Origin of the sequence: Bradyrhizobium nanningense, assembly GCF_004114535.1 — a bacterium.
GTDB lineage: Bacteria > Pseudomonadota > Alphaproteobacteria > Rhizobiales > Xanthobacteraceae > Bradyrhizobium > Bradyrhizobium nanningense.
Window position 1 is genome coordinate 81,201 of the sequence record NZ_LBJC01000015.1, and the last position, 24,219, is coordinate 105,419.

The following is a 24,219-nucleotide window of genomic DNA, read 5'->3' on the forward strand; positions in this document are numbered from 1 at the left end:
TCCCGCTTCCTTCTCAGTTGAGCGTTTTCACGACCGGCTGGTTCGCAGCGGCCGGTGCCGGAATGGTCGCAGTAACCTCAGGAGCGATGATGTGCCCATAGGGTCCTTTGACCTCGCCTCCGGAATTGACGTAGTCATTGTAACGTTTGCGGACTTCCATCTGGCCGTTGAGGAAGAAATCGACGTCGTTGGCCGGAAGGCGGGAGTCGAGCGGCGACGCCAATTGCTGACCGGGCGCGGCCGGTGCGACCAGGCGCGGCGTCACGATGATGACGAGATCGGTTTCCTCCTGCTGGTACGACTTGCTGCTGAACAAGGCTCCAAGCACGGGTACCGAGCCGATCCAGGGCAATTGCGAAACGTCCTGACGGTTGCGGGTCTGCAGCAAGCCGGCGATGGCAAAACTCTGGCCGTCCCGCAATTCGACCGTCGTGCGCGCATCGCGGCGGGTCAATGCTGGAACGGTCGTCCCCTGAATCGTCACCGCATTGGCGAAATCGAGCTCGCTGACCGACGGCTCAACCCGAAGGTTGATCACGCCGCGCGAGAGAACGGTGGGGACGAAGGCCAGCTCGACACCGAACTTCTTGTAGTCGATCGTCACGGTGGGAAAACCGTTCGTCGTCGTGTTTGGTATCGGCACCGGAAATTCACCGCCTGCAAGGAAGCGAGCCGCATCGCCGGAAAGCGTGGTCAGATTTGGCTCCGCTAACCTGCGGGCCAATCCTTTGGTTTCCAGCGCCGAGATCAATAAGTCTACCGAGCCGCCGCCGCTGGTCCTGACAATGCTGGTCAACAGGCTTCCGAAAGGTGCCGGAGCTATGCCGCCCGCGGTTCCCAAGAGCGTTCCCGCCGTTCCGAGTATCGGAAGACTGCCGGTAGGCGAAGCACCAACAGGTGTGCCGCCGGTATTACCAATGGGATTTTGGACCGTATTAATACCACCGATCGGCCGTCGGCCCGTTGCGGCAGTTGCACCACCACGCCCGGTATTCCCGACATTGGTCCCATTGGCGTTCGCGGCGTACAGGTTCACACCGAGGTCGCGGCCCGCGTCCCGGGTGACCTCGAGAAAGCGCACCTCCAGCATCACCTGCTGCGGCGCCGCAACGCTCATCGCATTGACGACGACGCCGCCTTTCGCAACCGTGCTGGTGGCGATCGCCATGGCGCGCTCGGCCGTAACCGCGTCGGCCGCAGTTCCGCTGAGCACCACCTGGCCCTCGGAAGCCGACACGCGGATACCCTGGCCGCCGGTGCTAGACCGGATGTTCTGCTGCAAATTGCCCGTGTCGATCACGACCTCGACGTCGAGGATCCCGATCTGCTTCATCGACGAGTCGAACAGGATGACGTTGGTGGTGCCCGTCTGCTTGCCCTGGACGTAGATCAGGTGATCGCTGAGCGACTTCACGTCGACGATATCCGGCGAGCCGGCCACGATGGTCGAGAAGGCCGTATCGACCTTGAAGGTGCGCGACTTGTTGACGACCACCTTGACCCGCTGGACGTCGCTCATCTCGCTGACGAAGACGCCGCCCGAGGAGCCCCGCCGGTCTGCAGCCGTCGCGCGGTCAGCGGACGCAAAGGAGGCGAGCGCCGCGCCAAGACCCATCACGCTGAAGGCGAGAACCCCCCTTGCCTTCTTACCCGAAATGCGACCGCCACCCATTCGAGTCCCCCCGTTGCGATCCGCGGCATTCCCGCAAATCTACGTGCTCGATATCCCCAACAGTTCCCCTCTGCGCACGACGTCGCAGAGCTTACAAGCTGTCCCACTACAATTCGTTACTTCGTATTTCCAAGATCATCGTCCTTCATGCTGCCTGCTTGCAAGATGAGACGCTTACCGCACAGCCACAAGCCGCAAAGAAAACTTTCCAATGTTGCCAGCGAGCATCATTCTCTCTGCAACTCTGTTCAGGACTAGCCAGCTTGGGCGCGAGGTTCCGTCGTCGCCCACCATCGAACGGCGTTGGCTCGCAGTCTTTGGAGATGCGCTTGGCCAGGTGCAGATTGCTCTGGCGCAGTTCGATGTCCAAGGGTTGGCCATGTCGATCCGCGCCACCCTGGTGCGACGTGGGTCCAATATATGTAAGGTATATTGCCATATTCGAGCCTACGCCAATGGTGCCCGCACGCTGGCACTTGGTGTGATGGCGTGTCTTGGCTTCGCATCCGCCGTCATCGTGATCGGCATCGCCAGGGGCCGGTCGGGTGTTCATCGGCTGATGCTCGGGAGTGCGCTAGAAGGGAATTTGCGTCGACGCGATCGGCGCATTGAGTGCCGTGCCCCATATCGGCATCAGCATGGTGAAGCCTGCTTGAGAAGCGGTCACGGTCAAATTGCTGCCGCTGGATGCCACGCTCAACGTCGGCGTGAGACCGCCGAAATACAGGAACGGCGCCGCGTTCTGCTTGTCGGTCGTGGACATGGGATCGCCCGTGCAGCTTGACGGCGACTGGGGCGGACTTTGAAGCAAGGCAGGCGTGTAGCAGCTGATCATGACCGCCCGAGCCCCGGCGCTCGCAAGCTTCCGCAAGGACTGCATTGTGATCGCATAGCGTCCGAGATCGAAGATGGCGAAGATCAACATGAAAAGGGACACGAAGACGAGGATGAATTCGAACGATGCGGTGCCCCGCTGATCGAGCTTTCTCATCACTGCACCAAGCGGACGACTTGGGTGTAAGGGACGGTGACCGGATTGCATCCATCCGTGCTCAGGTAGCCGCCACCACCCATGGTGAGTGTTTTGGCGATCACTTGTGAACACGTCGTATTAGTACTTTCTGCCGCTCCGTTCCACGTAACGTCGACGTGCGGGAAATACATCGCACCACCAAGTTTAACCGCACCACCGGTGATGGTCACCTGATTACTGCTCTTGCTCGGTGCCTGATCATCAATCAGAACGCCGTTCAGATCCGAAGAGAAACTGTTGGTGTAAGGCGCGGACAGATTAACGGCCGCACCGCCAGAGATGGAAATGCTCGAATCCCCGAGCAATACGAGCGTTACGCCTAAACCAGTGCCCGCCGGTGGCCAGCGTGTACAGGCATTGCAGGTGATGGTTCCGCCATTGAACTTTATTGTCCCATTGTAGAAGAAGTACGTGCCCGGAGTAAGATCTACTGCGTTTCCGGTCGTGCACGTTAGGTTGCGGTACAGGTTAGTGCTGCTCGGCGGGGTATTGGGCGTCAACGTACCGCTGCATGGCAGATCGTTTGGTTTCCCGCTCGACGTCAAGCTGTTGAAGGATTCGCTGTCCAGTTTGCTAAGCGGATTGTTGGCGTACGGCATGAAATAATTGTGCGTGACGCCGGGATTGGCGCAGGTGCTGGCTGGACTACAGCCCGTTGCACCCAAGACGGCCCATCCCGAACCCGTGAAAGTGGCGGTGCTGGCAAATTGAACACTCGCATCCGACATCACCGGGCAACCCGCTCCGTTGTTGCTGACGTTACCCGCAATTTTAAGTGCCCCTCCGCCGCCGTTTGGATCAGGTCCAAGCGCCAAGGCGCACACTTTGCTCGGCAATTCGACCAGAGCGATGGCTTGGGCGGGGATGTTGATGGTCGTCAAACCCAGCACTGCCGACAAGTAGGCCGGCTGTTGCTGACTGACCCTGGCCCGAACGGCGTTGCCGCCTCCTGCAGCCGGCGTAGTGAACGCGCCGGCACTGTAGCTGCCGACATCAATCTGCACGGCCCGCGAGATTCCTGTTGGAAGGCTCGTCACACAGTTGGTGCCCGGATAGGCCGTGTCGCCGGAGTTGCAGAACCCATTCTGTGCTGCGAATTCCTTTGCGTGATAATCGACCGATGTATCGCAGAGCACACCGGCATTCGCGCATGCAAGCCGCAAGGCGCCCGAGTAGGCCGCCGCATCTGCCGCATTCTGCGCGTGCTGCCTGGTGACGTACCACGATCCGGCCTCGGCCCCGAGGGCGACCACGCCGATGAGAGGCACCAGTGCGACGACTGTCGCGAATGCGGCCGAGCCTCGTCTGGAACGGAGCAGATTACGCATGAAAACACCTACTGGAAACGTTCAGAGTAAGGCAGCGTGTACGTACAATTGTTGGGGCACAGCACCGACGTCAACACAATCGGGGCCAAAGTGACAGTTGTCGAAAACGTAAAGTATTTGGGAGTCGCACCAAGATTGCCGGAGTTGCAGACAGTGCTTCCGCACATAACCTGGATGTTGCCGATGGTATACCCTGCGACCGTTGTCTGCAGCGCTGCCACCCAGGTCCCCGGATTCGCCGGGTCGGGCGGATTCTTGTACTGAATATACTGCCCGAAGGAGCGCAGGGCCGTCCATGCGGAAATAAACCGGAAGCCCGCGGCGGCAACGTCGGCGAGCGGCATCAGCAGGCTCGTCACCAAGAAAATGTAAACTATGACTGTCTCGAACGCGACGGCGCCGCGCTGATCGGCGATGAAGGACACTCTCCGATACGCGCGCGTGCGTCGACGGGGGCATACCATGTGCGATCGCGCCGCCCTAACCGCAGCGATTTGAATCATGTCCACGACAATCCGGCCACGCATAGCCGCTCACCAAACGTAAGGGATCACCCGCCAACGTGATGCTTCGTAACTCGAATACTCAGGGCAATTGCGCCGAAGCAGGTCTTCTTCGTAAAGTATTCGGCAGACCTGAATGCCTATATGCAGGACCAGTACGATCACCGTAACCGGTGTCAGGTATTGCAGCACGACGCCCAGCACCACGATTTCTTCTGCGACATAGAGCGGGTGCTTGATCCATCGATACGGACCGGTCTGCACCACCGAGCGCGCCTGTGGCACCAGGCTGAACGAACGACCCAGATGTCGGATCGTGACAAGCATCATGATCGTACCGACCAGCACACAAACCGTCGATGCCAGGTTGGGCAGCGTGTCGTCGGTTTTGCCGAGAAAGCTGATCGTCCATGGCAGATAGCTGCCGACGAAGGCAGCTATTCTTGGAAGCAGCCCGTCTGCGTGCGCCTTTGCCGGCGAGCGCGTCATGATCAACAGCGCCAGGAGCACGTAGAAGATGCCAAGGCAAAAACTCGACAACAGCGAGGGCCATGAATCGGTCAGCGACGCCCCAATTCTGACGGCGACGCAAAGTGCCAGCAACACGAACCACAAGCTGCCAAGCAGCCGCATCATTCGATCGTAAGATCCGCTCTTAGAGAGGGCAATTGTGCTCATGGCTACTTACCGAAGCTTGCGAACGAACGCACGAGATGCAGAACGGGACTTCCTCCCATGATGACGAACATGGCTGGGAGCAGGAACAGAACCATCGGAATGGTCAGCTTGGCGCCCAACTTGTGCGCTCTTTCTTCCAGCTTGGTGATGCGCTCCCGCCGCAGGTCGAGCGCGATACTGCGAAGCGCCTGGCCCAACGGCGTTCCATATTGCAGGCTCTGGCTGATCATTGTGCCAAACCGGCGAAGACCATCCGAAGTGGACGCCAAGTTCTCGAATGCGTCGACGCGACTTGGCAGTATCCGGAGATCATCAAGGAGACGGTGCAGCACCCAGGCCATGGCAGGATTGGTCGACTTCATTTCTTCGGCGACACGCCCCAGCCCGCTTTCCAGGCCCATTCCCGCTTCGCTGCATACGATCAGCAAATCGATCATATCCGGCGTGCCTAGCCGAATGGCAGCATCAAAGCGCCGCTTCATCATCGACAGAACCAATCGCGGACCCAAGATTCCGACCACCACACCCATCAGCGTGAAGACCAGCACGTCGGCAGCCCCCCCTCCCGAAAGTTGCGCCAGAAACAGCGCAATGACCGGGAAAGCGAACATGCTGACGACCTTGATGCCGATCCAGATCGGCAAGGTTCGATGATGATTGAAACCAGATGAGTGGAGGATCGTTCGTAGTTCTTCCAGATTCTCCTCGGCGTAGAAGCGCCGATATCGCGTGCCCAGCCATGAAAACCAACCGGTGAGGTCTTTGAAGGGGGCTGACCGGTAAGGGATACCCATCACGGCATTTGACACCCGCGTGTCCAATGCACGGACGTGCAGTTCGCGGATGGTCAACATGCAGGCCGCAGTCCCGGCTGCTACTGCCAGGGCCACCAGACCGAGACCAAAAGTCATAGCTCCGTCTCCCGCCTGACCATCCAACTTATCACCAGATGCCCGATAAGCACCGAGACTATCGCGTAAGCCAGAAGCTTGTTTCCGGTCGGATCAGAGAACAGCAGATCGACATTCTGCGGATTGGCGGCGTACAGCAATGCTCCGGCAATCAGGGGCGAGATTGTGAGTGCGCGCGAGGAAAAGATCACTTCTCCTGCCAACGCCTTGGCGCGAGCAGCCAGCGCAACACGCTGACTCACTGTGTCGCCCAGCGTCTGCAAGGTTTCGGCCAAGCTACCGCCCGACTTCAACTGGACCGCAAGTGTCACCGCAAACATCGCATATTCTGCCACTTGCGTCCGCCGATAGACGGCTTCGACGGCTTCCTCCGGAGGTCTTCCCAGATTCACTTCGCTGCATACGATGGCAAACTGCCCAGACGTTGGTTGCGGCATCTCGCGCGCGATGGTGCGAAATGCCTCGTGCACAGGCAGACCCGATCGAACCGTACTCGTTACCAGCTGGATCGCGTCGGGCAGCTGTCGGAAAAGTTGACTCGCAAAGCGGCGTTGCTGCCATCCAAACAGACCTCGCACGACGACGATGGCGGCAATTGCTGCCGCGACAGCCCCGTAGGATACGGACAATCCCAGCAGGTGATTGGCATAAAAGACTGCGGCTACCGCGATCGCTGAGGCAAGCAGCACATACGCCGGATGAAAGGCGTGAATCATCCCGGCCCTGTAATTGGCTAAGCGATGGAGAAGCAGGGACCTCGAGCCGGTCTCCGACCGGCGAATGGATGGCAGGCTCGCCGGATGGGAGGCCGGTAGAGCTACAGCCAGCCGGCGATGCATGCGTCGCTCCCGGCCGTCGAGCCACAACGAACAAACGGCTGCGCAGATCGCAAGCACCAGAACAGCGACGATCATGGACTCAGGTATCATATTTGCCTCACGGCCTCGGCCCAGGCACGATCAAGCCCGAAATAGACAAGACGGCTTTTGAATTTCGGGACTGCAAGGGTGGCCCTGTAGGTGCCCGAGATCCGCCCATGTTCATCCTCGTCCTGGTACTCGAAGGCTGCGATGTCATTGGTGGTGATCACATCCGCTTCTAACCCCATCACCTCGCTGATCTGGACAATGCGACGTTGTCCATCGCGCATGCGCTCGACTTGCACGATGAGATCCAGCGCAGCGACGATCTGAGCTCGGATGGCTCGCGACGGAAGATTCACCTGCCCCATCTGCACCATGTTCTCGATGCGGGTCAGGGCGTCGCGGGCGCTATTGGCATGGACCGTGGAGATCGAACCATCATGGCCGGTGTTCATTGCCTGCAGCATGTCAAACGCTTCAGCGCCGCGCACCTCACCCACGACGATCCGGTCGGGACGCATGCGCAGCGCATTCCAGAGGAGATCGCGTTGTGTCACCTGCCCCGTGCCTTCGAGGCTGGGAGGCCGGGTCTCCAGGCTGATCACGTGCGGCTGCTGAAGCTGCAACTCTGCCGCATCCTCGATGGTGACAACGCGTTCGCTGTGATCGATGAACTGGCTCATGGCGTTGAGCAGCGTCGTCTTGCCGGACCCGGTGCCGCCGGAGACCAGAACATTGAGCCGACACCGGGCGGCGATCTCCAGTAATTGTCCGATGGCTTCGGTCATCGAGCCGTTTTCGACCATTGCGGCAACATCCAAACGGCGGCTTGGAAATTTTCGGATCGAGATGCAGGGGCTATGGATCGCCAGCGGCGGGAAGATGATGTTGACCCGGCTGCCATCGGGCAAGCGGCAATCCACCATTGGACTGGATTCATCGATGCGCCGCCCAACTTGCGCGGCGATTTTCTGGGCTACCGATGCAATGTGATCATTGTCGCGGAAGCGCACGGCGATCCGCTCCAGCTTGCCGGCCCGTTCGACATAAACGCTGCTCGGTCCGTTGATCATGATATCGTTGATTGATTGATCGAGCAGAAGCGGGCGCAGCGGCCCGTAGCCGGTCATGTCGTCAGCAATCTCATCCGCCAGTTGAAGCTGCTCGCGACCCGATAGTTCGAGCCGCTCCTCGTTGGCGATGCCATGGATGATTTCCTCGATCTGCCGCCGAAGGACGTCACGCGAGACAGTTGCGGCCAACGATGGCTCAATCTGCCCGATGACGCGTTCGCGCAGTGAAGCCGGCATCACTGGCCGCTCAATCAAGGGGTCCTCGCGCCTTGACATTGATGCAGGCACGCTCGGCACCGCTGCAGCCAGGCCCGGCATCATTGCAGGCAAGCGAACCGACGTTTCGTCTTCGCGCCTACCAAACCTTCTCATAATCCGAGCAGCCTCCTCAGCCTTCCCTTGCGCTCGACGCCGAGCCCGGTGATCTCCCGTACGATCGGCGCGAGGTGGCGCCGCAATCCTGATACGTGCTTCAGCGCTGGGATTCCGAGATTGACCGCCTGGGTCATCCCCTTCCCGAGATCGGGTACAACCATGTCTGGCTCAGTCCCCAGCGCCTTTACCACCGCGGCCCTGGGAAGGCCGCCGGGGCGATTTGCACGGTTTAGCAAGGTAAAGACCCGATCCCTGCCGGCAATGTTGGTGACGGCGGTCCGCAATGCATGAGCATTGCGAAGTCCGGTCACCTCGGCCTCCAGCAGCACCAACACGTGCCGAGAAAGAGAGATCACCGGATGGATGGATGGCGGAAACGGGACCGGGACATCGACAACGATGTAATTGAATCGTTGGCGGAGCAGACCAAGGACGTGCCTCACGCCCGCTTCGGTGATGTCGAGCTGAGCATCCAGGTCCTCATCGGCGGAAATCAGGCAAACTCGTTCGTTGACTGCAATTGCGGCGCGCTCGAGGAACAACGTGTCCGCCCGCATTGGGTTCTCCAAAGCGATGCGCAGGCCTGGTCCGGGCTGAACACCCAACATCACGGCTGTTTCGCCGCCTTGAAGATGAAGGTCGAGCAGCGCGACCTTGGCCTTGGTGGTCTCAGCCAGTTGCAGTGCGAGATTGATGGCGATACTCGTTGCGCCGGCACCGCCCTGCGCGCCACAGATCGAGATCACATGCCCGCCTCGGTCGGTCGGACCCGGCGCACGGTCGCCAAGCAGCTTTGGGCGCAGCTGGTCCAGCACCATGTCCCGCGTGATCGGCCTCGGCAGGTACTCGGTCAAGCCGAGCTCCATAAGCGCGCGGTAGAAGGTGATCTCCCTGCTTTCACCGATCAGGGCCACCCGGACATCGGGCGGGCAGACGCCGGCCAACTTCTCCAGTTCGGCAAATGGATCATCGATGCCGCTGATGTCAGTCACCAGCGCGAGCAGCTCGGTATCGGTTTCGAGCATCCGTATGGCATTACGGATCGTGCCCCGCTTGATCGATAAGTTGCTGCCTTCGAGGCCCTTGCGTAGAGCCGCAGCACTCAGCTCGTCATTTACGAAGCAGACGATTCGATTGCGCGCGACAACAGAGGTCGCTTCTTCAGGCGAACTGAGGGCCGCTATGTTAACGCTCATCAACGTTTCTCCAGCAACTTGCCTGCCTGGACCACCATCGTCCCGCCGCGGCGGGAAACTTCCGACCCGTCGCAGTTGGTCAGAGTGTCGCCGTCGGCTGAATCCTGTTTCCTGACCGAGTATTGCTTTGTCTGACCACCAGAATGAACGACGACCGCTGCAGTCCGGCCGGCAATTGCATTCTGGCGGGCGATTTCCGGCGACACATCGCAGCTGGACATGGCACCAGTGTCCGCCGTGTCCCACTGCTCGACTGCTGCCCGTACCGCCAGGGAGAGCGTTCCGAGCTGCCTTGCGACTGTGATCTTCTTGACCTGGTCTGGCGCAAGCTCCAACGACACAGTCTGCGCTTGCTTGCCGGCAACCGAGCCCGCCACCGAGCTTACGGTTCGGCCGCCCTGCATAATCTCCTGGTCAATCGCGATGACTCGAACGTTGCCTAGAACGGTTTCGCTCAGGGCTCGACGCGCGGGATCTGCCTTCTCGAACACCTGGGTCAGCAAGACATCAACATGATCACCTGGCCTGATCAGCCCCGACACGCCGGACTCCTCATCCACCTTGATGCTGATTGCACGGCTATCCGGTGCCAAGACGCTGGCTAGGAAACCACGATCTCGAGGTCGCAATACGTCCTGCAAGGTGATCGGACTGCCAGCTTCAACGAACTTGCGAATCAGAGAGCCGGGAAGTCCGGCCTTCGAGTCAGGTGTTTCTAGGATCGCCCCTGCAGGAAGGCGTTCAGGCGACACCGAGCGCACCGTGAAATCTTCTTCGCGAGCCAATGTACCTTTCGACAGCGGACGTGCCGCAACAAAATACCCGACAGTCGAAGGAGGCGCCGGCCCCTGCTCTGTAACCGTTACCGGAACCTGCTTCGGCAGGTTCATGTTGTAGGCAATCAGCCCGAACGCGGTGGTTGCGAGCAAAAGCACCAGGATGATTGAGAGGCGCAACGCGGATGACATGTCAAAATCCTCTGCTCAAGATGGTCCAGATGCCACCGCACGCTATGGCGACGCCGTAAGGTAAGGGCGCATGTCGCACATGGCGCCAACGCTCGATCGCGTAGACGCGACGTGCGAGCGACGATCCGACTGGCGCCAGCTTCGGATATGGCAGGACGCGCATCATTAGATGCAGCAGGGCAAGAACGCCCCCCGCCAGCGAAGTTACGGTCAACAATTGGATCAGGCCCGTCGGCGTCAGGCCAATGGCCAAAGTTACCAGCAACTTGACGTCGCCCCCGCCAATCCCTCCACGCCGGTAAAGCGCGAGCAGCAGCACGAACAGGATCGTCGCGGCGATGAGGGATTGGGCAAGTTGCACCGGGCTGGCAAGCTGACCGGCGATCCCGAACAGCGCCAGCACGAGACAGACGTCATTTCGGATCAAACGGGTCGCGACATCGAGCATTGCGACATACAGCAGCAACAGGATTTCCAGTATCGAGGCGATGTAAGAAACCCAGCCCATGCATGCCTCGAGGAGGTGGAAGGCACACTCAAAATGGAGAGAGAACATTCGAGGGGGACACATTCCGATGCCCCCCTCTGGCGTCAGATGGCCGGATCAAACTGCCGCAGTAAAAGCGGTGGTGATCGCCGTGATCCCGCCCGTCAGCGCCGTTCCGATCGCACCGCCAGCTCCAACGCCGAACACAGCTGACACTGCACCGATGATGCAAACCGCGACGATGATGTACTCGAACGACACCACGCCATTCTGGTCGGCACGCAAGCGCTTCAAGGCGTCGGTGGTCTTGATGTAATACTGCAACATAGGAAAAACCTTTCTCTCGAGATGAAGCTTCAGACACCCTTGGCAAACTTCAGCGGCTGGGGGCGATGACCGCCTCGCCACCTTGCAAACTCTTCATTAAATATTATTCTTAGTCAATATTTAATAATCAGATTAGTTTAAAAACGTCGACCGATAACGCCGGATTTGACGACGCGTCGATAAAAAATCTTTTTCTTACAATGGCATGCGAAATTAACCAACAATCCACTTGGATTACCGAAATAATACGGACATAATGAATCGCGCGACTTCTCTCCGTTCGGGCCTGTTAACTAGGCCTCCTTATATTAAATCACATGCGCGCCAATTTTCTGACCGCAAACGCGAGGGCCCCGGTCTCGGCGGCACGGTGCGAATCTGAGCGACATGCGGGCCAGCGACGCGAAGCTTGTCCTCCGGCGCGGTCACGATCGGCGCCGGAGTTTTTCACGAACTCCAGCATTTGGGATCACTTACCCGGCTTGTTCAGAAGCAGGCATCCGCAGAATTGCTTGAGATTCTGGCCAGTACGGAGATCCCGAACTTGCCGCGCGACGGAGCAAGATGCGGGATGCGATCTGGCGATTCAGTTGCGTCTGGTCCGTAGAGCAGTCCGGGACGGGCGATCCCGCTACTCGCTACAGCATCAATGAATTTCCTGCATGCGATGGCAGCGCTTGCATGTCTGGCGCGCTCACCTGCTTGATCGAATGACCCTGTAATTGCTGTTGCCAGTGGCCGGGAGATCTCCCTGCACTTGAGGAGTCCGCCTGCGAGAGGTCGGGTTCGAATCGATGGAGAGAATCCAGACTGAGGCCCCATCGTCCAGTTTCTGGTTCTGCAGCAAACGCCATCCTGCGGCGACCGCTGGAATAGATCGTCCGCTTTGCTCGCCCGAATATCCTATTCTACGACGAGGACGTGACCGACCTTTGCTCAAGGGTCTGCGCGCCGTATCGAATCGGCGAAGATACAACAACAAAGGAAAATGCGCGCAAGAGTGGTCGTGCTGCCTCCGACCAGAAAGCGTTGCACGAGACGCGCCTTGTTCTCTACCCGGAAACGAAAAGCCCTGCATCAGCAGGGGCTTGGGATGGTGGGCGCACCAGGGCTCGAACCTGGGACCCGCTGATTAAGAGATAGCCACGGGTTGAGAACAATCAATGACTTACTGGTCGCACCACTGGGCTTATCCGACTGAAAGTGGGCATTCGTCGCACGATCGTAGTGATTGCACTGCCGGATATCCGAACACGCGCTACTCGGACTTTACAGGGGTCAACTGCGACTACCAGCCATCGATCGATAGGTTCAAATCGGGGAGGCGCAACACCCGATCGCTGCGAAATGGAACTCGGGACGCGAGCGGCGCCTTTTCCGGAGTGCCGTCGCCGGTTACGCAAGAGTTGGTGGTTGCCGGGGCTCGCAACACCCGATTCTTGCGTTTGGTCGAGAGTACGATTCCGCGACGGGCTGCGTAGCGTAAGTCTTTCCTCTGGCCGACGGGATCCCAGGTCAGGCTACAGAAACAACGTTATTGCGTGCCGAGCCAGGATATTCCGCAGAGTCTGGAGCACATCAGACAGTGCGACAACATCTCTAGGCGCGCCAAGGCAAATGCGGCTTGCGCCGGGGTCGCCCTTCCCAACCGCGGCCGCAATGCGTGGGATCACAAGTATGCCGCGACCGCGGGCGGCGGCGGCGGCAAATTGATCTGCGGACCACTCCTGAGGCAATGGCAACCATCCGTAGAAGGCCGGAAACTGGAGTTTTGCGGCTTTCGGAAAGATATGCAGGATCACGCGGTAGCGCTCAAGCGCCTGCAGGCGCCGCTCGCGCAGAAGCGTTTCAAGCTGACCGCCGTCGATCAGCCGCACCACCACCTCACGCGGTATCGGAGCCACAAACCAGGCGGAGGCGTGCAGAAGGAGCTCAGTTTGAGCAGTGTAGGCTGCCGGGACCGCCAATGTGCCCAGCCGAAAGGCTGGCGCAAGACATTTGGAGTAGGACGTGACGTAGAAGGAGCGGGTTGGTGCCAACGACGCGATTGGCACAGGACGCTCGGTGAAGAAAAAACCGTAAACGTCATACTCTATTACGATCGAGCTGCTCATCGACTTCGGCGATGCGCTTCCGGCGAGCAAGACTCATGGTGCGAGCCGCGGGACTGTGTAAGGTCGGCATGCACGGATGTGCAAATGTCGCTTGCTTTATGCGCAGCTTCGTAATTCTAGGGTGAGGGAATCTCCTCAACTGCTACCCGAGGTCAACGCCGTCCTGCGTGGGTTTCCGGCCCCGCATCTCACCGCGAAAGCTGTAGAGCCAAATCGTGCCCAGGGCATAAAGGGCGGCGATCGCCGCGAAAGCGAACGTGTTTTGAAGCCCTGATGTGCTGAGCAGAGCGCCAGCAAATGTGCCGAGCGCTTCTCCAATACCCATAGCGACAGCGTTAATGCCTAGCAAGGCGAGGTGATCCCTTCCTGGGGTATTCCGTACGAGCAATACAGACAACGATGGCAGGGCGACAATCTCCACAACTGTCAACAATACGACGGCGAGGTAAAGCGTAAACAAGTTCAGAAGGGCTGATAACAGCGCGAAGCACGCCGTGATCAGGACGGCCGATAAGATCAACATGTCGACGTCGTCTGCATGCGCGCGATCGAGCGTCTTCATTAACGGGATCGATGCCCCAACTACCAAGGCTGCATTGAGGGCGGCAATCGTCCAAACAATCTGCGGGCCTGCCAGCAAGCGGCCGAGTACGATCGGTGCAAATGAGAAGATCTGGGCCAAAGCGAACCAAGTAAATGCAGTTGCAACGAATACCAGACGGAGGTCGAACCGCGTTATGCTGTGCAGCAGTGGCTTCCACCAACTGCCAGGGCGATCCGGAACGTGCAGACCCTTGCCCAACGAGGCATGGCAGAGCAGTCCAGCCAATAACATCACCACGCCGGTGAAGAGAAAAGGAGCGTTTGGTGCGATTTGCACGTACATCAGGCTCGAGAGCAACGGTCCGAGCGTGGCGGCGATATTCGTTCCTACGGCGAACTTCGCCAGCGTCAAACGGACTGATCGATCTTCCACCAGGTGGACCGTAATGAGCCGCAGCAGGAGGCTGCAGGCGCCGTAAGAAGTGCCGACCAAAACCAGTCCGAGCGCGGTTCCGACAGGCGCGGCGCTCTCTGCCACCATTATATGGCCCGCGCCCATCACGAGATAGGCTATCGTCAGACCGTAACGGGTGGGCGTGCGATCAAGCAGCGGAGCGAACACGGCACGTGAGGCTCGCCCGGAAGCGGACAGCAGCAGCAAGAGAGTACCGACCTGAGCCGCCGAGAGGGATCGATCGAGAAGATAGAGGCCAAGCGCGGAGAGCGGCGCAAAGTAGCCGTAGTTGTTGAGGAAATTCAGAGCAAATACATTGCAGAATTTTCGCTGTGCGGGTTTCAGTTTCAGCATGGTGGCGCACAGGCTTTTTATTGAACGGCGATGGTGACCGTCATAATCATACGGGCGAGCCGGTCATCGACTTCGCCAGCGCTTGCCCCGGTGGCAAGCACATGACCAACACGATCGAACGAGTGGCAGACAGGTTTCACGGTATCGCCGACCTTGATCGTCAACTCGGCACCGGCATAGCCGGGCATTTCGGCCAACCGGTCATATCCGGCTATTTGCCGCACCTTGCCAGCGGGCGGAAGGAAATATCGGATGCCGGCCGCGCCGTATCTTTCCGATGAAAGCATCACCAGGCCGGCCTCCGGGCACAGCATCTGGGCGAAGACGCTGCCGTAATACGCGATGCCGGTCACGTACTGGGTCAGGTGCGTAATGTAATCGCCTCCGGGTCGCGAATGAATTTCGCCCATGATGATCTCACCGGTATCGCAAACCCAGAATTCCGCATGGAACATGCCGAAAGTCAGCCCGACGGCGTGAACGGCGCCCTGCACAAGGCTGATCGCGCGCTCACTCAGGGAAGGTGCGAGATCTGCCGGCGCGACATGGCCGCACTCGACGAAATTGCGATCACCGATCAGGAATTTTCGGGTCAGACTCAAGACCATCGGCAAGCGACGGACACACACCCCTTCCGCGCTGAACTCTCGCCCCTGGACAAACGATTCGAGCAGGAATGGTCGCTCGGCCGACGGCCTAACCTGCGCCAACGCAACGGCAACAGACGTCGCACTATCCAGCAGAAAGACGCTCTCACTGCCGTAACCGGTCATCGGCTTGAGAATAAGCCTGCGATACCGGCGCGAGAGCTCGGCGAACGCTCGATCGACCGCCTCGCCTGATCGGCACACCACCATTTCCGGCTGCGCAAACCCGGCTGCCCGCAACGTTTCGCGGCAAACCGACTTATTGGTGGTGCACTCATGCGCACGTTCACCCGGGCCCCTGAATCCAAAGCGGCGAACAAGTCCGGCGATCGCCGGCTGCGCTTTCTCTTTGAAGCTGAATACTCCTGCAAGGAGCTCACGCCGGGGATAGGTACTGACCCAGTCGAGGCAGGCGCTCACATCCTCGAAATCGAGCGGATGGGCCTCATCGGCGAAATCCGACAGCTGACCGGCCGGCTCAAGACGCTCGGGCCTGTCCGTCAACACCACCCGCAGGCCTTGCGCGCGCGCCTGATCATAAACGTGGCGGGACTGAATCGCGCTTACTCCACCCAAGACCAGCAATTCTTTCTGCATTGTCACCGGATCTATCCATTGTTATTGCCACACCTTGATGCGCCAACCATCTGAGCAGGCCTGGCGTCATCCGGGGCGTGATGATGTTTTCAGGGTAATGCAATCCGCTAACGGCGTTTCCGGCGCTGATCAGGCAGTTGATCAGGAAGATCACTGGCAAGCAGGTAGCAAGAGCCATCGAGCGTATATCGGGGCGGTCGGTGAAATTAAGCCGCAAGCTGTGCATGTGCCGTCGTCCGTGCCGAAGCCCGGCGAGATCGATTGCTAGAAGCGTCACTGTCTGTTCGCCTTCGGCCAGGCCAAGAGTCCGCTGAGCGGCGCGTTCGAAAAGCTGCTTTGAGGTGAGCCCGGTATCTCTATCTACGGCATCCTCGGCCAGGACGCCGAGATGGTGTAGCAACGCGACCACTTCGGCATGTCCCGTCCAACGCAACGTGCGTTGGTCGACATTGGCTCCCGGCCGAGACAATTTCGGATATTCCGATAGCCTCGGTTGCATCCCGTCATGCCAGTGCTCAAGAACTCCGATGTCGGGCCAGGCGAGCTGCTGAACATCGGAAAAGCGCGGAACGACGCAGAGGGCGCCATCGCGGATGCAATAGGCGTCGCGCTTCGCGAGCGGGAGGTGGGAAGTTCCGAAGAGCCTTTTGTAGCCGAGAGGATTGGCCGGGCGTGGCACCACAATCCCACCGCAGCACATACGAAGGGATTGCACCTCCTGAGTGGATTCCAGCAAATAGCAGGCCAGGATCTCCGTCAGCCCCGGCTCCAGCCCGCAGGGCAGAACCACCGCAAGAGTCGGAGCTTGGATCAGCGCCTGCTGCACGCGTGGCATGTCCTTGTTAGCGGGCCGACTGATGCTCACAAGCAAGCCACGTGCAGCGCGGCCCGCCAGGCTCTCGATCACGCCGAGCGTTACCGGCCACGTGGCGGCACAGATTACGACGGGTGCGAGGCCTGCGTGCTGCGGCTGGTCGGTGCACAAGATCTCGCATCTCCACGCGTCTCGCGCAGCTGTGAGCGCGCTCATATCGCGATCGATGAGACGGACCGTCCACCGCGGAAACGCTTCGCGCAGCAGCGCTGCCATTCCCCTGCCCATCGTACCAGCGCCTATGACGTCAGCCTGCATGTTTCACTCGCGGGCGAAGACCGGGGTGATCGTCTTCGATACCCAATCGAGATGCTTTGTGAGCAGTGCTTGGCTCGGCGCGGTGCTGATCACCGCGATCAGACGTTGAAGACGGAAATCGTTTGGCGGAAGCACAATGTGTGTACCGACCGATGTTTCGACGATCGCCTGCTCAACCCAAGGGTGATCGAGAACCGCCTCAAGGCCATGGTAGCCGAGCAGCCGCCCCTCCTGTTGGGCCAAGACGTAATGGATCCCTGCCACGCGCTGCGGCGCGGGCGGGGGGAGAGGCACCGTGCCCACTGCAATGCGAGCAAGGTTTTCGTAAAAGTCATATTGCAACGCAAGCGGGACAAGATGCGACGCGATGTAATCCCCGCCCGGCCGGGCAGCGACCTCAATGACCGTGAACTGCGGGCCGTCGTACTTGCCTTCGAGGTGGAAGGATGCATTGTCAAGACGCAGCGCCAGCACGCAGTCTTTGGCCTTTTCTTCAATCATGCCGCGCATCTCACCGTCGAGGTCGGCAGGGAAGATATGCCGCACCTCTAGGCAATAAGGATCCGAGGTGAGCTTGTGCGTGATCCCGACAACGGTGACTTCACCGTGGGAGACGTATCCTTCCACACTCACTTCCTGCCCGGCGATATAACGTTCGGCCAGGAACGTGAGCGTTTCCCGGCGCAAGGTCGGGTCGTACGTCGGATTTCCGATCTTCTTGCTACTGGAATGAAAGACATCCAGGTCGGCAGACTCGCGAATGAGATAAATTCCGGTGCTGCCCGAGGCATTCAACGGCTTGACGATGACGGGGAGCCCCGCCACACCGATGAACTCTTCCAGATCGCTATCATTGTGCAAAAGGCGGTGCGTGACGCCGGAAACCGACTGGGTTCGCTCGCGCAGTATCGATTTGTCCCGCACCCCAGACACGGATGCCCGCGGCAACCCGGGCAGCCGCAATTTCGCGGCAACGATGGCGCAGGCTTCGACAGCAGTTTCCGTAAAGCAGACTACACCGGCGATTTGGATAGAGTTTCTGAACTCCTCGACCGCGCTCTCAAGCGAGTCAAGGCTCGCCGGATTGCATTGACGCCACTCGTCGACGTAGCTGGCAAGTTCCGGGGGCAGCGGCTGACCAAGCACGGCAACGCGGTAACCGAGCCGATGCGCCGCTTCGAATGCACGAATGCTTTCTCGTATGAGTCGGCGATAATTGATATAGAGTAGAAACTCGGTCATGCAGCCCAGCCTCCAATGTCAAAGGATCGCCCGGCGGGAACCCACTGCAAGGCGCGGTTCAGACATGGCGTTTCTCGACTCCCGAGGCGCGCTAGGACTGCGGTGCACAGCTCAGGCATCACAGGCCAGGCAAGCGTCGCCCACAGCCGCAGGCCCACAAGACTGAGAGCGCAAGCGGCGCGCTCGATGCCCGGATGATAGCGAGAGTGCAGCGATTCTACTGCAAACCTGTCAAGATCGCGAAGCAAGCGATCGATTAACTCTGCGATCTGCCGCGGCTCGAAACCTTCGACCGAGAATAGCCGCCCGCCCTCATGCCGGCGCTCGCAAAGCTGCTGATAAAATGCGCGATGCAGGCGCTCCCAAGTGCCGGGCTCCGGCACTGTCCCGCGGTGATGCGTTTCGACCGCGTTGCTGATAATCTGAATGACGGATGCGAGTCGTCTGCGGCGCCGTTCGATCCAATCGAACGCTTCACCAAGGCTAAAGCTCGTCGCGGCAACCGCAGGACGCGTATGGCAAACATATAAGCGCAGCCAGTCGGCGGGAATTCCCCGGCGAATGAGATCATCAGCATATATGACATGGCCCCGAGAGGTGGAGAGCTTGTAGCCGTCAAGTTGGTAGAATTCGTTGGCAAAAAACCCCACGATGCGAAATCTGCTGGCATCAAAAAGGTGCAGCAAAATCGGAAAGATGATGCAGCGCAGATACGCGTTGTCGGAGCCAAAGAACAGCGCAAGCTCTACTTCGCCCGAGCCGAGTTCCGCACTGGAGGCGAGCATATCCTGTGCCGTCAAGAAGCGGGGGACGAGCTCAACAGCCGAATAGAGCTTCAGGTCCTCTTGCCCGCGGAACGGGAGAGCGACTCCCTCCGATGAAGAGATTCCGAGTGGAATGTTCGGTAGCTTGTGCTGCAGCACCTTGGCGACGAAATCCGGCATTTTGCCGACGTAGGCCCCCGACATCAGGAGCCGCTCGAGCACGACCCGATGCGGCTCTAGTGGCACGAACATGCGCTTTAGCGGGCGCCATGCTGCTGCGCGGTCGCAGTGATTGCACACCGGATCCACCAGTTCTTCATCAGGCACAAACAGCCCGCAGTTCTCACATTCCGAGCTTATTTTTTCGCCGCAGTGCGGACACAAGCCTCGCACGTTTGCTTCAAACAGGTATCCGTGCCCATGCTCACAGTACGGAACGCGAGTGGTTTTCTCGATCAGATGGCCGCAGGCGTCCAGGGCGCTCAAGAACTCGCGCGCGATCTCTTCGAACCGCGGAAGCTCATCCAGCGTCGCGAACACATCGAAATCTATTTTCAGCAGACGGTAATTGGCGAGGAAATCATCCGAGTACATTCGCGACGTTTCACGATAGCTTCGCCCTTCGCGCGCAGCGGTTATCCCCACATGCGTCTGAAAGCCCAATGAGCCACAAAGCTGGTAACAATCGAATCCGAGTGTCCGTTGCGCCCGGGTAAATATGTCAGCAGCGACGACCGGCCCGGCCAGATGGCCGAGATGCATGCGTCCATTGGGTGTCGTAAAGCTTGGCAGAACCACGCGCAGACGGCGCTCGCTTTTCGGTGCCTTGACCCGTTCGTCAATGGTCTGCCGGTCCTCCCACCACACATTTCCCATCACAAGGGTTTCTGCTCCTGTGTTCTTTATAAGATGGGCAGCGAACGGCGGCATCAGTATCATGTCTCCGGGGGTGAGCTGCTCCGTGGAAAGCGTTCCGTCACCATAGGTAACCTCGCCGACGCCGGAGAACACGAACAGCATCTCGTGATCGGCATGGCAGTCAAAGCTTGTGGACTCGCCTCTCTCGAGAGAGAACTTCGATGCGTTGAAGTGGCGGGTAGCCACGTTGTCGCGCAGCTTTTTCATCGATCCTCTCGCAATTCGGTCACACGCGAAAGCATTGAGCGGTTCGAGTTCAGCGGATAGAACTCCTTTCCCATGATGCTGTTGATGATGGTTGCGTTGCGGTACGCGACGAGAGACAGATTCGGGTTTTGTAAACCGTGCTGGATGCGTGTTCTGTTCTGGAGGTAGATCTTGCCTGGTAGGGCAATCCGACTCTCCAGTGAACAATCTGCTCTGATCTTGGGCAAACCATTCTCAGTGCAGGCGAGCTGCATGATCCGGTCAAGAAATGGCGCAGTGTTTGACACAAAACCAGTGGCAAGGATCACACGATCGACCGCCACCCTGCGCGTTACTGCTGTCTCGGTACACTTGAGGACAGCTTCGAAAGCCGCATCGTTCTGCCGCAGGCTGTCAAGGCGAGCACTGACAACCAGCTGGACGCCGGCGTTCTTGTTCTCGACGAAGCGGTGTTCATATATTTGGGAGAATAGCTGATTTGCGAGATCCCGCGACACTCCATCGCTGCTCAGCCTCTTGGCCTGCACCCATTCTCGTCGACGCGAGAGGGCCTTAGTTTGGAAGTGGCGCAAATAGGCGGGCGTGTAGAACTCGTTCGTGAATGCGCAATCATCCATTGGTTCGAGGTTATCGTAGAGGGTAACCCAAAGTATCTGCTTCAGGGGTGGGCCGGAGAGCAACTGTTCCATCACCTCGCTGCCGCTTTGCCCGGCACCCACGAGCAAGACCCGTTCTCCCGCGGCTAGCGGCGGTCTATTTAGATACTCTGCTACGTGATAGACACGTTCGCCTAACAACGGCCGCGCGCAATCCGGGACGTCAGGACAGATTCCGAGCCCAAGCACGACGTGTTGAGCGCGACATTCCGTCTGGCTTGTCAAGACGCGGAAATGTGTGGTTTCGGAGCACACGTCCAGTACTTTTTGTCCAAATCTGAGATACGGAAGCTGATCTGCAACCCAGGCGTAATACTGACCAAACTCATTGCGGGAGACCCCGCCGGACCGTCGATTGACGAACGCATGGAGTCGTCCGGTCTGTAGCAGAAAATTGAGAAATGAGAACGGACTGGTTGGATCTACGAGCGACACACAATCTTTGAGATGTGACACTTGTAACCTGGCGCTGGAAAAGGCCATGCCGGCGTGCCAGGAAAAACCGGGCTTATCTTCAAAAAACACACACCGCAGGCCCGTCGGCTTTACGAGAGCGGCAAGGCTGAGATTGAAGGGACCAATTCCGATACCAACCACGTCATACATGCAACCCGCCGAACTGTTTTTTTGCGGCGAACGGAACGCACGTCCGGTGCCTTAAGCAAATGAGTCAAGCCTGCACTGAGATCGCTCGTGCCTCGGCGCTAGCGTCAGCCGTTTCTTCGCGTTCATCCGAAGGGGACCGAGTCCCGCTGTACCTAGCAAGTCGCGAACCTTCAGTTTGCCGAAAACACCGCCTTCCGAACGCGGTGACATCTCCTGAGCGCTGCGGTTTCAGTCGGCAGCCGTTTCCACCGTGCAGATAACCTTGTCGTCGGGTTAGGCTCGATCAAACGTATTCGTCACACATCCAGTTCCCCACGTCGAAGAAAGCGAGTTTGACAGCGTTTCCTGAACCCGCCGCGCCGAGCATGCCCGATCTCGCCGAGGACACTAAGCTTGTTTCGTTGACGAAGCGGCATTTTTTTGGCTCGTTCATGGCGCCCAAACAATCCCGTTCCGGACGATCATCACCTTGCCTCGATACGCCTGCTGTTTCAGTCCGTCACCTCTGAGGTTTGATAGTTGCTCGGTGCTTGGACGGATTGGCTTTGCTCTTCGAAGGCAGGTGTCAAGTTCTTTTGGGCCGCGAAGGAGATCGGAGGCGAGCCGACGCAGTTGACCATCGCTGGTCGACCGGCGTAGACGACAAGTGGAATGCACCCTTAGCTCAGCTGGATAGAGCGCCCTCCGATACGTTCGAATCGTGTCGGGTGCGCCATCACTCTCGATGGCGAGTCAGGCAAACGCATCTGGGCTTTGCGCATTGGCGGCCGCTGACCGCCGACAAATGATGCACGAATTGGCAGCAGCCGTGCCAGGCGCATCATCGGGCAGCCAGCATGGCGATGGTTCAGCTTAGCCCCGCCACGAAGGCTTACGGGCAACCATCCCACTCGGCCCTTTTCGATCACGCCTGATCACGCCTCAGCACTTTGAATAACAACGATTTTTCGGCTTGTCGCAGAGTCGCACACTATGGCATATTGGGGTCGGTTTTAAGGGGGATCGAAGCGCTTTTTGACCCCAGTTGCAGACCCCTGCAACCCATCTGCTGACCCCACTCCAAAGCCCAAGGGAGACCCCAGTGCCGAGCCTCACAGATGGCCAAATACGCCGCGCTCTTAAGCAGGTCGAAGAGGCCGGAAAGCAGCTGAGCCTTGTGGATGGCGACGGTCACGGGACGGGTCGCCTCATCCTTGTGATGAAGCCGATGCCAACCCGCGTCACGGCGGATTGGATGGCGCAGCAGTGGCGAGACCAGAAGCGCCTCAAGAAAAAGCTTGGCTCCTATCCCTCGATGAGCCTGAGCCAGGCGCGCGAAGTATTCAAGCGCGACTACGCCGACATGATCCAAAAGGGCCGGAGCATTAAGATCGCGGGCGACACGCGGCCCGGTACCGTTGCCGATCTATTCGAAGCCTACGTCGGTTCGCTCAAGGCTGAAGGAAAGCCTTCCTGGAAGGAAGCGGAAAAAGGATTGAACAAGATCGCCGATATTCTCGGCCGTAACCGCCCCGCCCGCGACATCGAGCCTGACGAAATCAGAGAGGTCATCCGCCCGATCTATGAACGCGGCAAACGTTCAATGGCTGATCACGTTCGCAGCTACATCCGATCGGCTTACAGCTGGGGCTTGAAGTCCGAACACGACTACCGCACCACGTCACCCCGCCGCTTTCGTCTCGCTTACAATCCGGCTGCAGGCATTCCAACAGAACCCAAAAACGTGGGCACGCGCTGGCTCAACGAAGAAGAATTCGTGCGTCTCTATCGTTGGCTCGAATGCCCCGATGCGCCGGTTCACCCGCCTTACACACGCGCTGTCAGAATTCTCATGCTGACCGGTCAGCGCGTCGAAGAGATCGCTCGATTGCATGTCGACCAATGGGATGCAGCGGAGCGAATAATCGACTGGTCAAAGACGAAAAATGGCAAACCTCACGCCATTCCCGTGCCAAAAATTGCGGCCGAGCTCATAGAGGCGATCAAACCGAATGAGCATGGGTGGTTCTTCCCGTCGGCGACCGATCCGAACAAGCCAGTCAGCCACGGTACGCTCTATTCATTCATGTGGCGCCAACGGGACCGCGAAGTCATTCCTGTGGTGACGAACCGCGACCTTCGACGGACATGGAAGACACTCGCCGGCAAGGCCGGCCTGTCGAAAGAGATCCGAGACCGATTGCAAAACCACACCCTCCAGGATGTTAGCTCCAAGAGCTACGACCGTTGGAATTATATGCCGGAGAAGCGTGTGGCCATGATCAGGTGGGACAAGTTCGTCCGCGAATTGCTGGCCAAGAAGAGACGGAAGACCGTGCTGCAAGAAGCCGCATAAGCGTCCGCCCCTCATCCCCCTCTCGCGACGACCCGCTAGCGCGGCCACAGCTCACTCCGAACCGAGCCGGAGATCACCATCGATTGGACATAGCATGCGCGGCCTGCGTTTCGCCTGCAGAACCTCGGCGATATCGGACTGAAGGGGGAGCCGAATGCGCATACAGCTACGTTCCGGCGCGCGGTGACTGGATCTCGCTTACTGATCATCGGACGCGATATGGGAAGTGGGCGCGA

The 24,219-nt window shown here is 59.0% G+C and carries 20 protein-coding genes; 1 reads left to right on the forward strand and 19 read right to left on the reverse strand.

All coding sequences use genetic code 11. The features are described 5' to 3' along the window. Positions 1–13: 13 nt before the first annotated feature. The 19 genes from XH84_RS10110 to XH84_RS10200 all read right to left on the reverse strand — a co-directional run bounded on the left by XH84_RS10110 (position 14) and on the right by XH84_RS10200 (position 21,648). Positions 14–1,672 (reverse strand): type II and III secretion system protein family protein, encoded by a 1,659-nt coding sequence (locus XH84_RS10110; protein ID WP_128918730.1) that lies wholly within the window; start codon positions 1,670–1,672, stop codon positions 14–16. A 574-nt stretch (positions 1,673–2,246) separates the two neighbouring features. Continuing rightward, entirely contained in the window at positions 2,247–2,714 is a 468-nt protein-coding gene (locus XH84_RS10115; RefSeq protein ID WP_245471665.1) for a TadE/TadG family type IV pilus assembly protein, read from the reverse strand. Further along, positions 2,663–4,033 (reverse strand): pilus assembly protein TadG-related protein, encoded by a 1,371-nt coding sequence (locus XH84_RS10120; protein WP_128918731.1) that lies wholly within the window; start codon positions 4,031–4,033, stop codon positions 2,663–2,665. The genes XH84_RS10115 and XH84_RS10120 overlap by 52 nt, the downstream gene beginning before the upstream one ends. 8 nt (positions 4,034–4,041) lie before the next feature. Further along, positions 4,042–4,458, reverse strand: a complete 417-nt coding sequence (locus XH84_RS10125; RefSeq protein WP_245471666.1) for a hypothetical protein — start codon at positions 4,456–4,458, stop codon at positions 4,042–4,044. Between the two features lie 108 nt (positions 4,459–4,566). Then, positions 4,567–5,214, reverse strand: a complete 648-nt coding sequence (locus tag XH84_RS10130; protein WP_128918732.1) for a methyltransferase family protein — start codon at positions 5,212–5,214, stop codon at positions 4,567–4,569. A 2-nt stretch (positions 5,215–5,216) separates the two neighbouring features. Continuing rightward, positions 5,217–6,125, reverse strand: coding sequence for a type II secretion system F family protein (locus XH84_RS10135; protein WP_128918733.1), 909 nt, complete (start codon positions 6,123–6,125; stop codon positions 5,217–5,219). After that, entirely contained in the window at positions 6,122–7,039 is a 918-nt protein-coding gene (locus XH84_RS10140) for a type II secretion system F family protein (RefSeq protein WP_245471667.1), read from the reverse strand. The genes XH84_RS10135 and XH84_RS10140 overlap by 4 nt, the downstream gene beginning before the upstream one ends. Before the next feature lie 11 nt (positions 7,040–7,050). Continuing rightward, the gene (locus tag XH84_RS10145; RefSeq protein WP_128948136.1) at positions 7,051–8,433 is read right to left on the reverse strand and encodes a TadA family conjugal transfer-associated ATPase; all 1,383 of its coding nucleotides are present in this window, start codon (positions 8,431–8,433) and stop codon (positions 7,051–7,053) included. Further along, a complete protein-coding gene (locus XH84_RS10150; RefSeq protein WP_128918736.1) occupies positions 8,430–9,632 on the reverse strand; it encodes a CpaE/TadZ family protein in 1,203 nt (400 codons plus the stop codon). Before XH84_RS10150 ends, XH84_RS10145 begins: the two co-directional genes overlap by 4 nt. After that, on the reverse strand, positions 9,632–10,600 hold the full coding sequence (gene cpaB / locus XH84_RS10155; protein ID WP_128918737.1) for a Flp pilus assembly protein CpaB: 969 nt from the start codon (positions 10,598–10,600) through the stop codon (positions 9,632–9,634). The genes XH84_RS10150 and cpaB overlap by 1 nt, the downstream gene beginning before the upstream one ends. Position 10,601: 1 nt before the next feature. Continuing rightward, positions 10,602–11,108, reverse strand: a complete 507-nt coding sequence (locus XH84_RS10160) for an A24 family peptidase (protein WP_164936172.1) — start codon at positions 11,106–11,108, stop codon at positions 10,602–10,604. Positions 11,109–11,204: 96 nt separating this feature from the next. Then, the gene (locus XH84_RS10165; protein ID WP_128918739.1) at positions 11,205–11,414 is read right to left on the reverse strand and encodes a hypothetical protein; all 210 of its coding nucleotides are present in this window, start codon (positions 11,412–11,414) and stop codon (positions 11,205–11,207) included. A 1,520-nt stretch (positions 11,415–12,934) separates the two neighbouring features. Then, the gene (locus XH84_RS10170; RefSeq protein ID WP_347338867.1) at positions 12,935–13,528 is read right to left on the reverse strand and encodes an aminotransferase-like domain-containing protein; all 594 of its coding nucleotides are present in this window, start codon (positions 13,526–13,528) and stop codon (positions 12,935–12,937) included. A 142-nt stretch (positions 13,529–13,670) separates the two neighbouring features. After that, complete coding sequence (locus XH84_RS10175) at positions 13,671–14,879, reverse strand: MFS transporter (RefSeq protein WP_128948137.1); 1,209 nt, start codon at positions 14,877–14,879, stop codon at positions 13,671–13,673. 17 nt (positions 14,880–14,896) lie between these two features. Continuing rightward, entirely contained in the window at positions 14,897–16,123 is a 1,227-nt protein-coding gene (locus tag XH84_RS10180) for an ATP-grasp domain-containing protein (protein WP_128948138.1), read from the reverse strand. Further along, positions 16,062–17,213: a saccharopine dehydrogenase C-terminal domain-containing protein gene (locus tag XH84_RS10185; protein ID WP_164937345.1), complete on the reverse strand. Its 1,152-nt coding sequence runs from the start codon at positions 17,211–17,213 to the stop codon at positions 16,062–16,064. Before XH84_RS10185 ends, XH84_RS10180 begins: the two co-directional genes overlap by 62 nt. A 45-nt stretch (positions 17,214–17,258) precedes the next feature. Continuing rightward, the gene (locus tag XH84_RS10190; protein WP_128948140.1) at positions 17,259–18,497 is read right to left on the reverse strand and encodes an ATP-grasp domain-containing protein; all 1,239 of its coding nucleotides are present in this window, start codon (positions 18,495–18,497) and stop codon (positions 17,259–17,261) included. After that, positions 18,494–20,386 carry a class I tRNA ligase family protein gene (locus XH84_RS10195; RefSeq protein WP_128948141.1) on the reverse strand — a complete coding sequence of 631 codons (1,893 nt, stop codon included), beginning with the start codon at positions 20,384–20,386 and terminating at the stop codon, positions 18,494–18,496. The genes XH84_RS10190 and XH84_RS10195 overlap by 4 nt, the downstream gene beginning before the upstream one ends. Beyond that, positions 20,383–21,648: a lysine N(6)-hydroxylase/L-ornithine N(5)-oxygenase family protein gene (locus tag XH84_RS10200; RefSeq protein ID WP_128948142.1), complete on the reverse strand. Its 1,266-nt coding sequence runs from the start codon at positions 21,646–21,648 to the stop codon at positions 20,383–20,385. The genes XH84_RS10195 and XH84_RS10200 overlap by 4 nt, the downstream gene beginning before the upstream one ends. Before the next feature lie 1,081 nt (positions 21,649–22,729). On the opposite strand from XH84_RS10200, the gene XH84_RS10205 reads away from it, so the two are divergent. Continuing rightward, positions 22,730–23,983: a tyrosine-type recombinase/integrase gene (locus XH84_RS10205; RefSeq protein WP_128948143.1), complete on the forward strand. Its 1,254-nt coding sequence runs from the start codon at positions 22,730–22,732 to the stop codon at positions 23,981–23,983. Positions 23,984–24,219 lie beyond the last annotated feature (236 nt).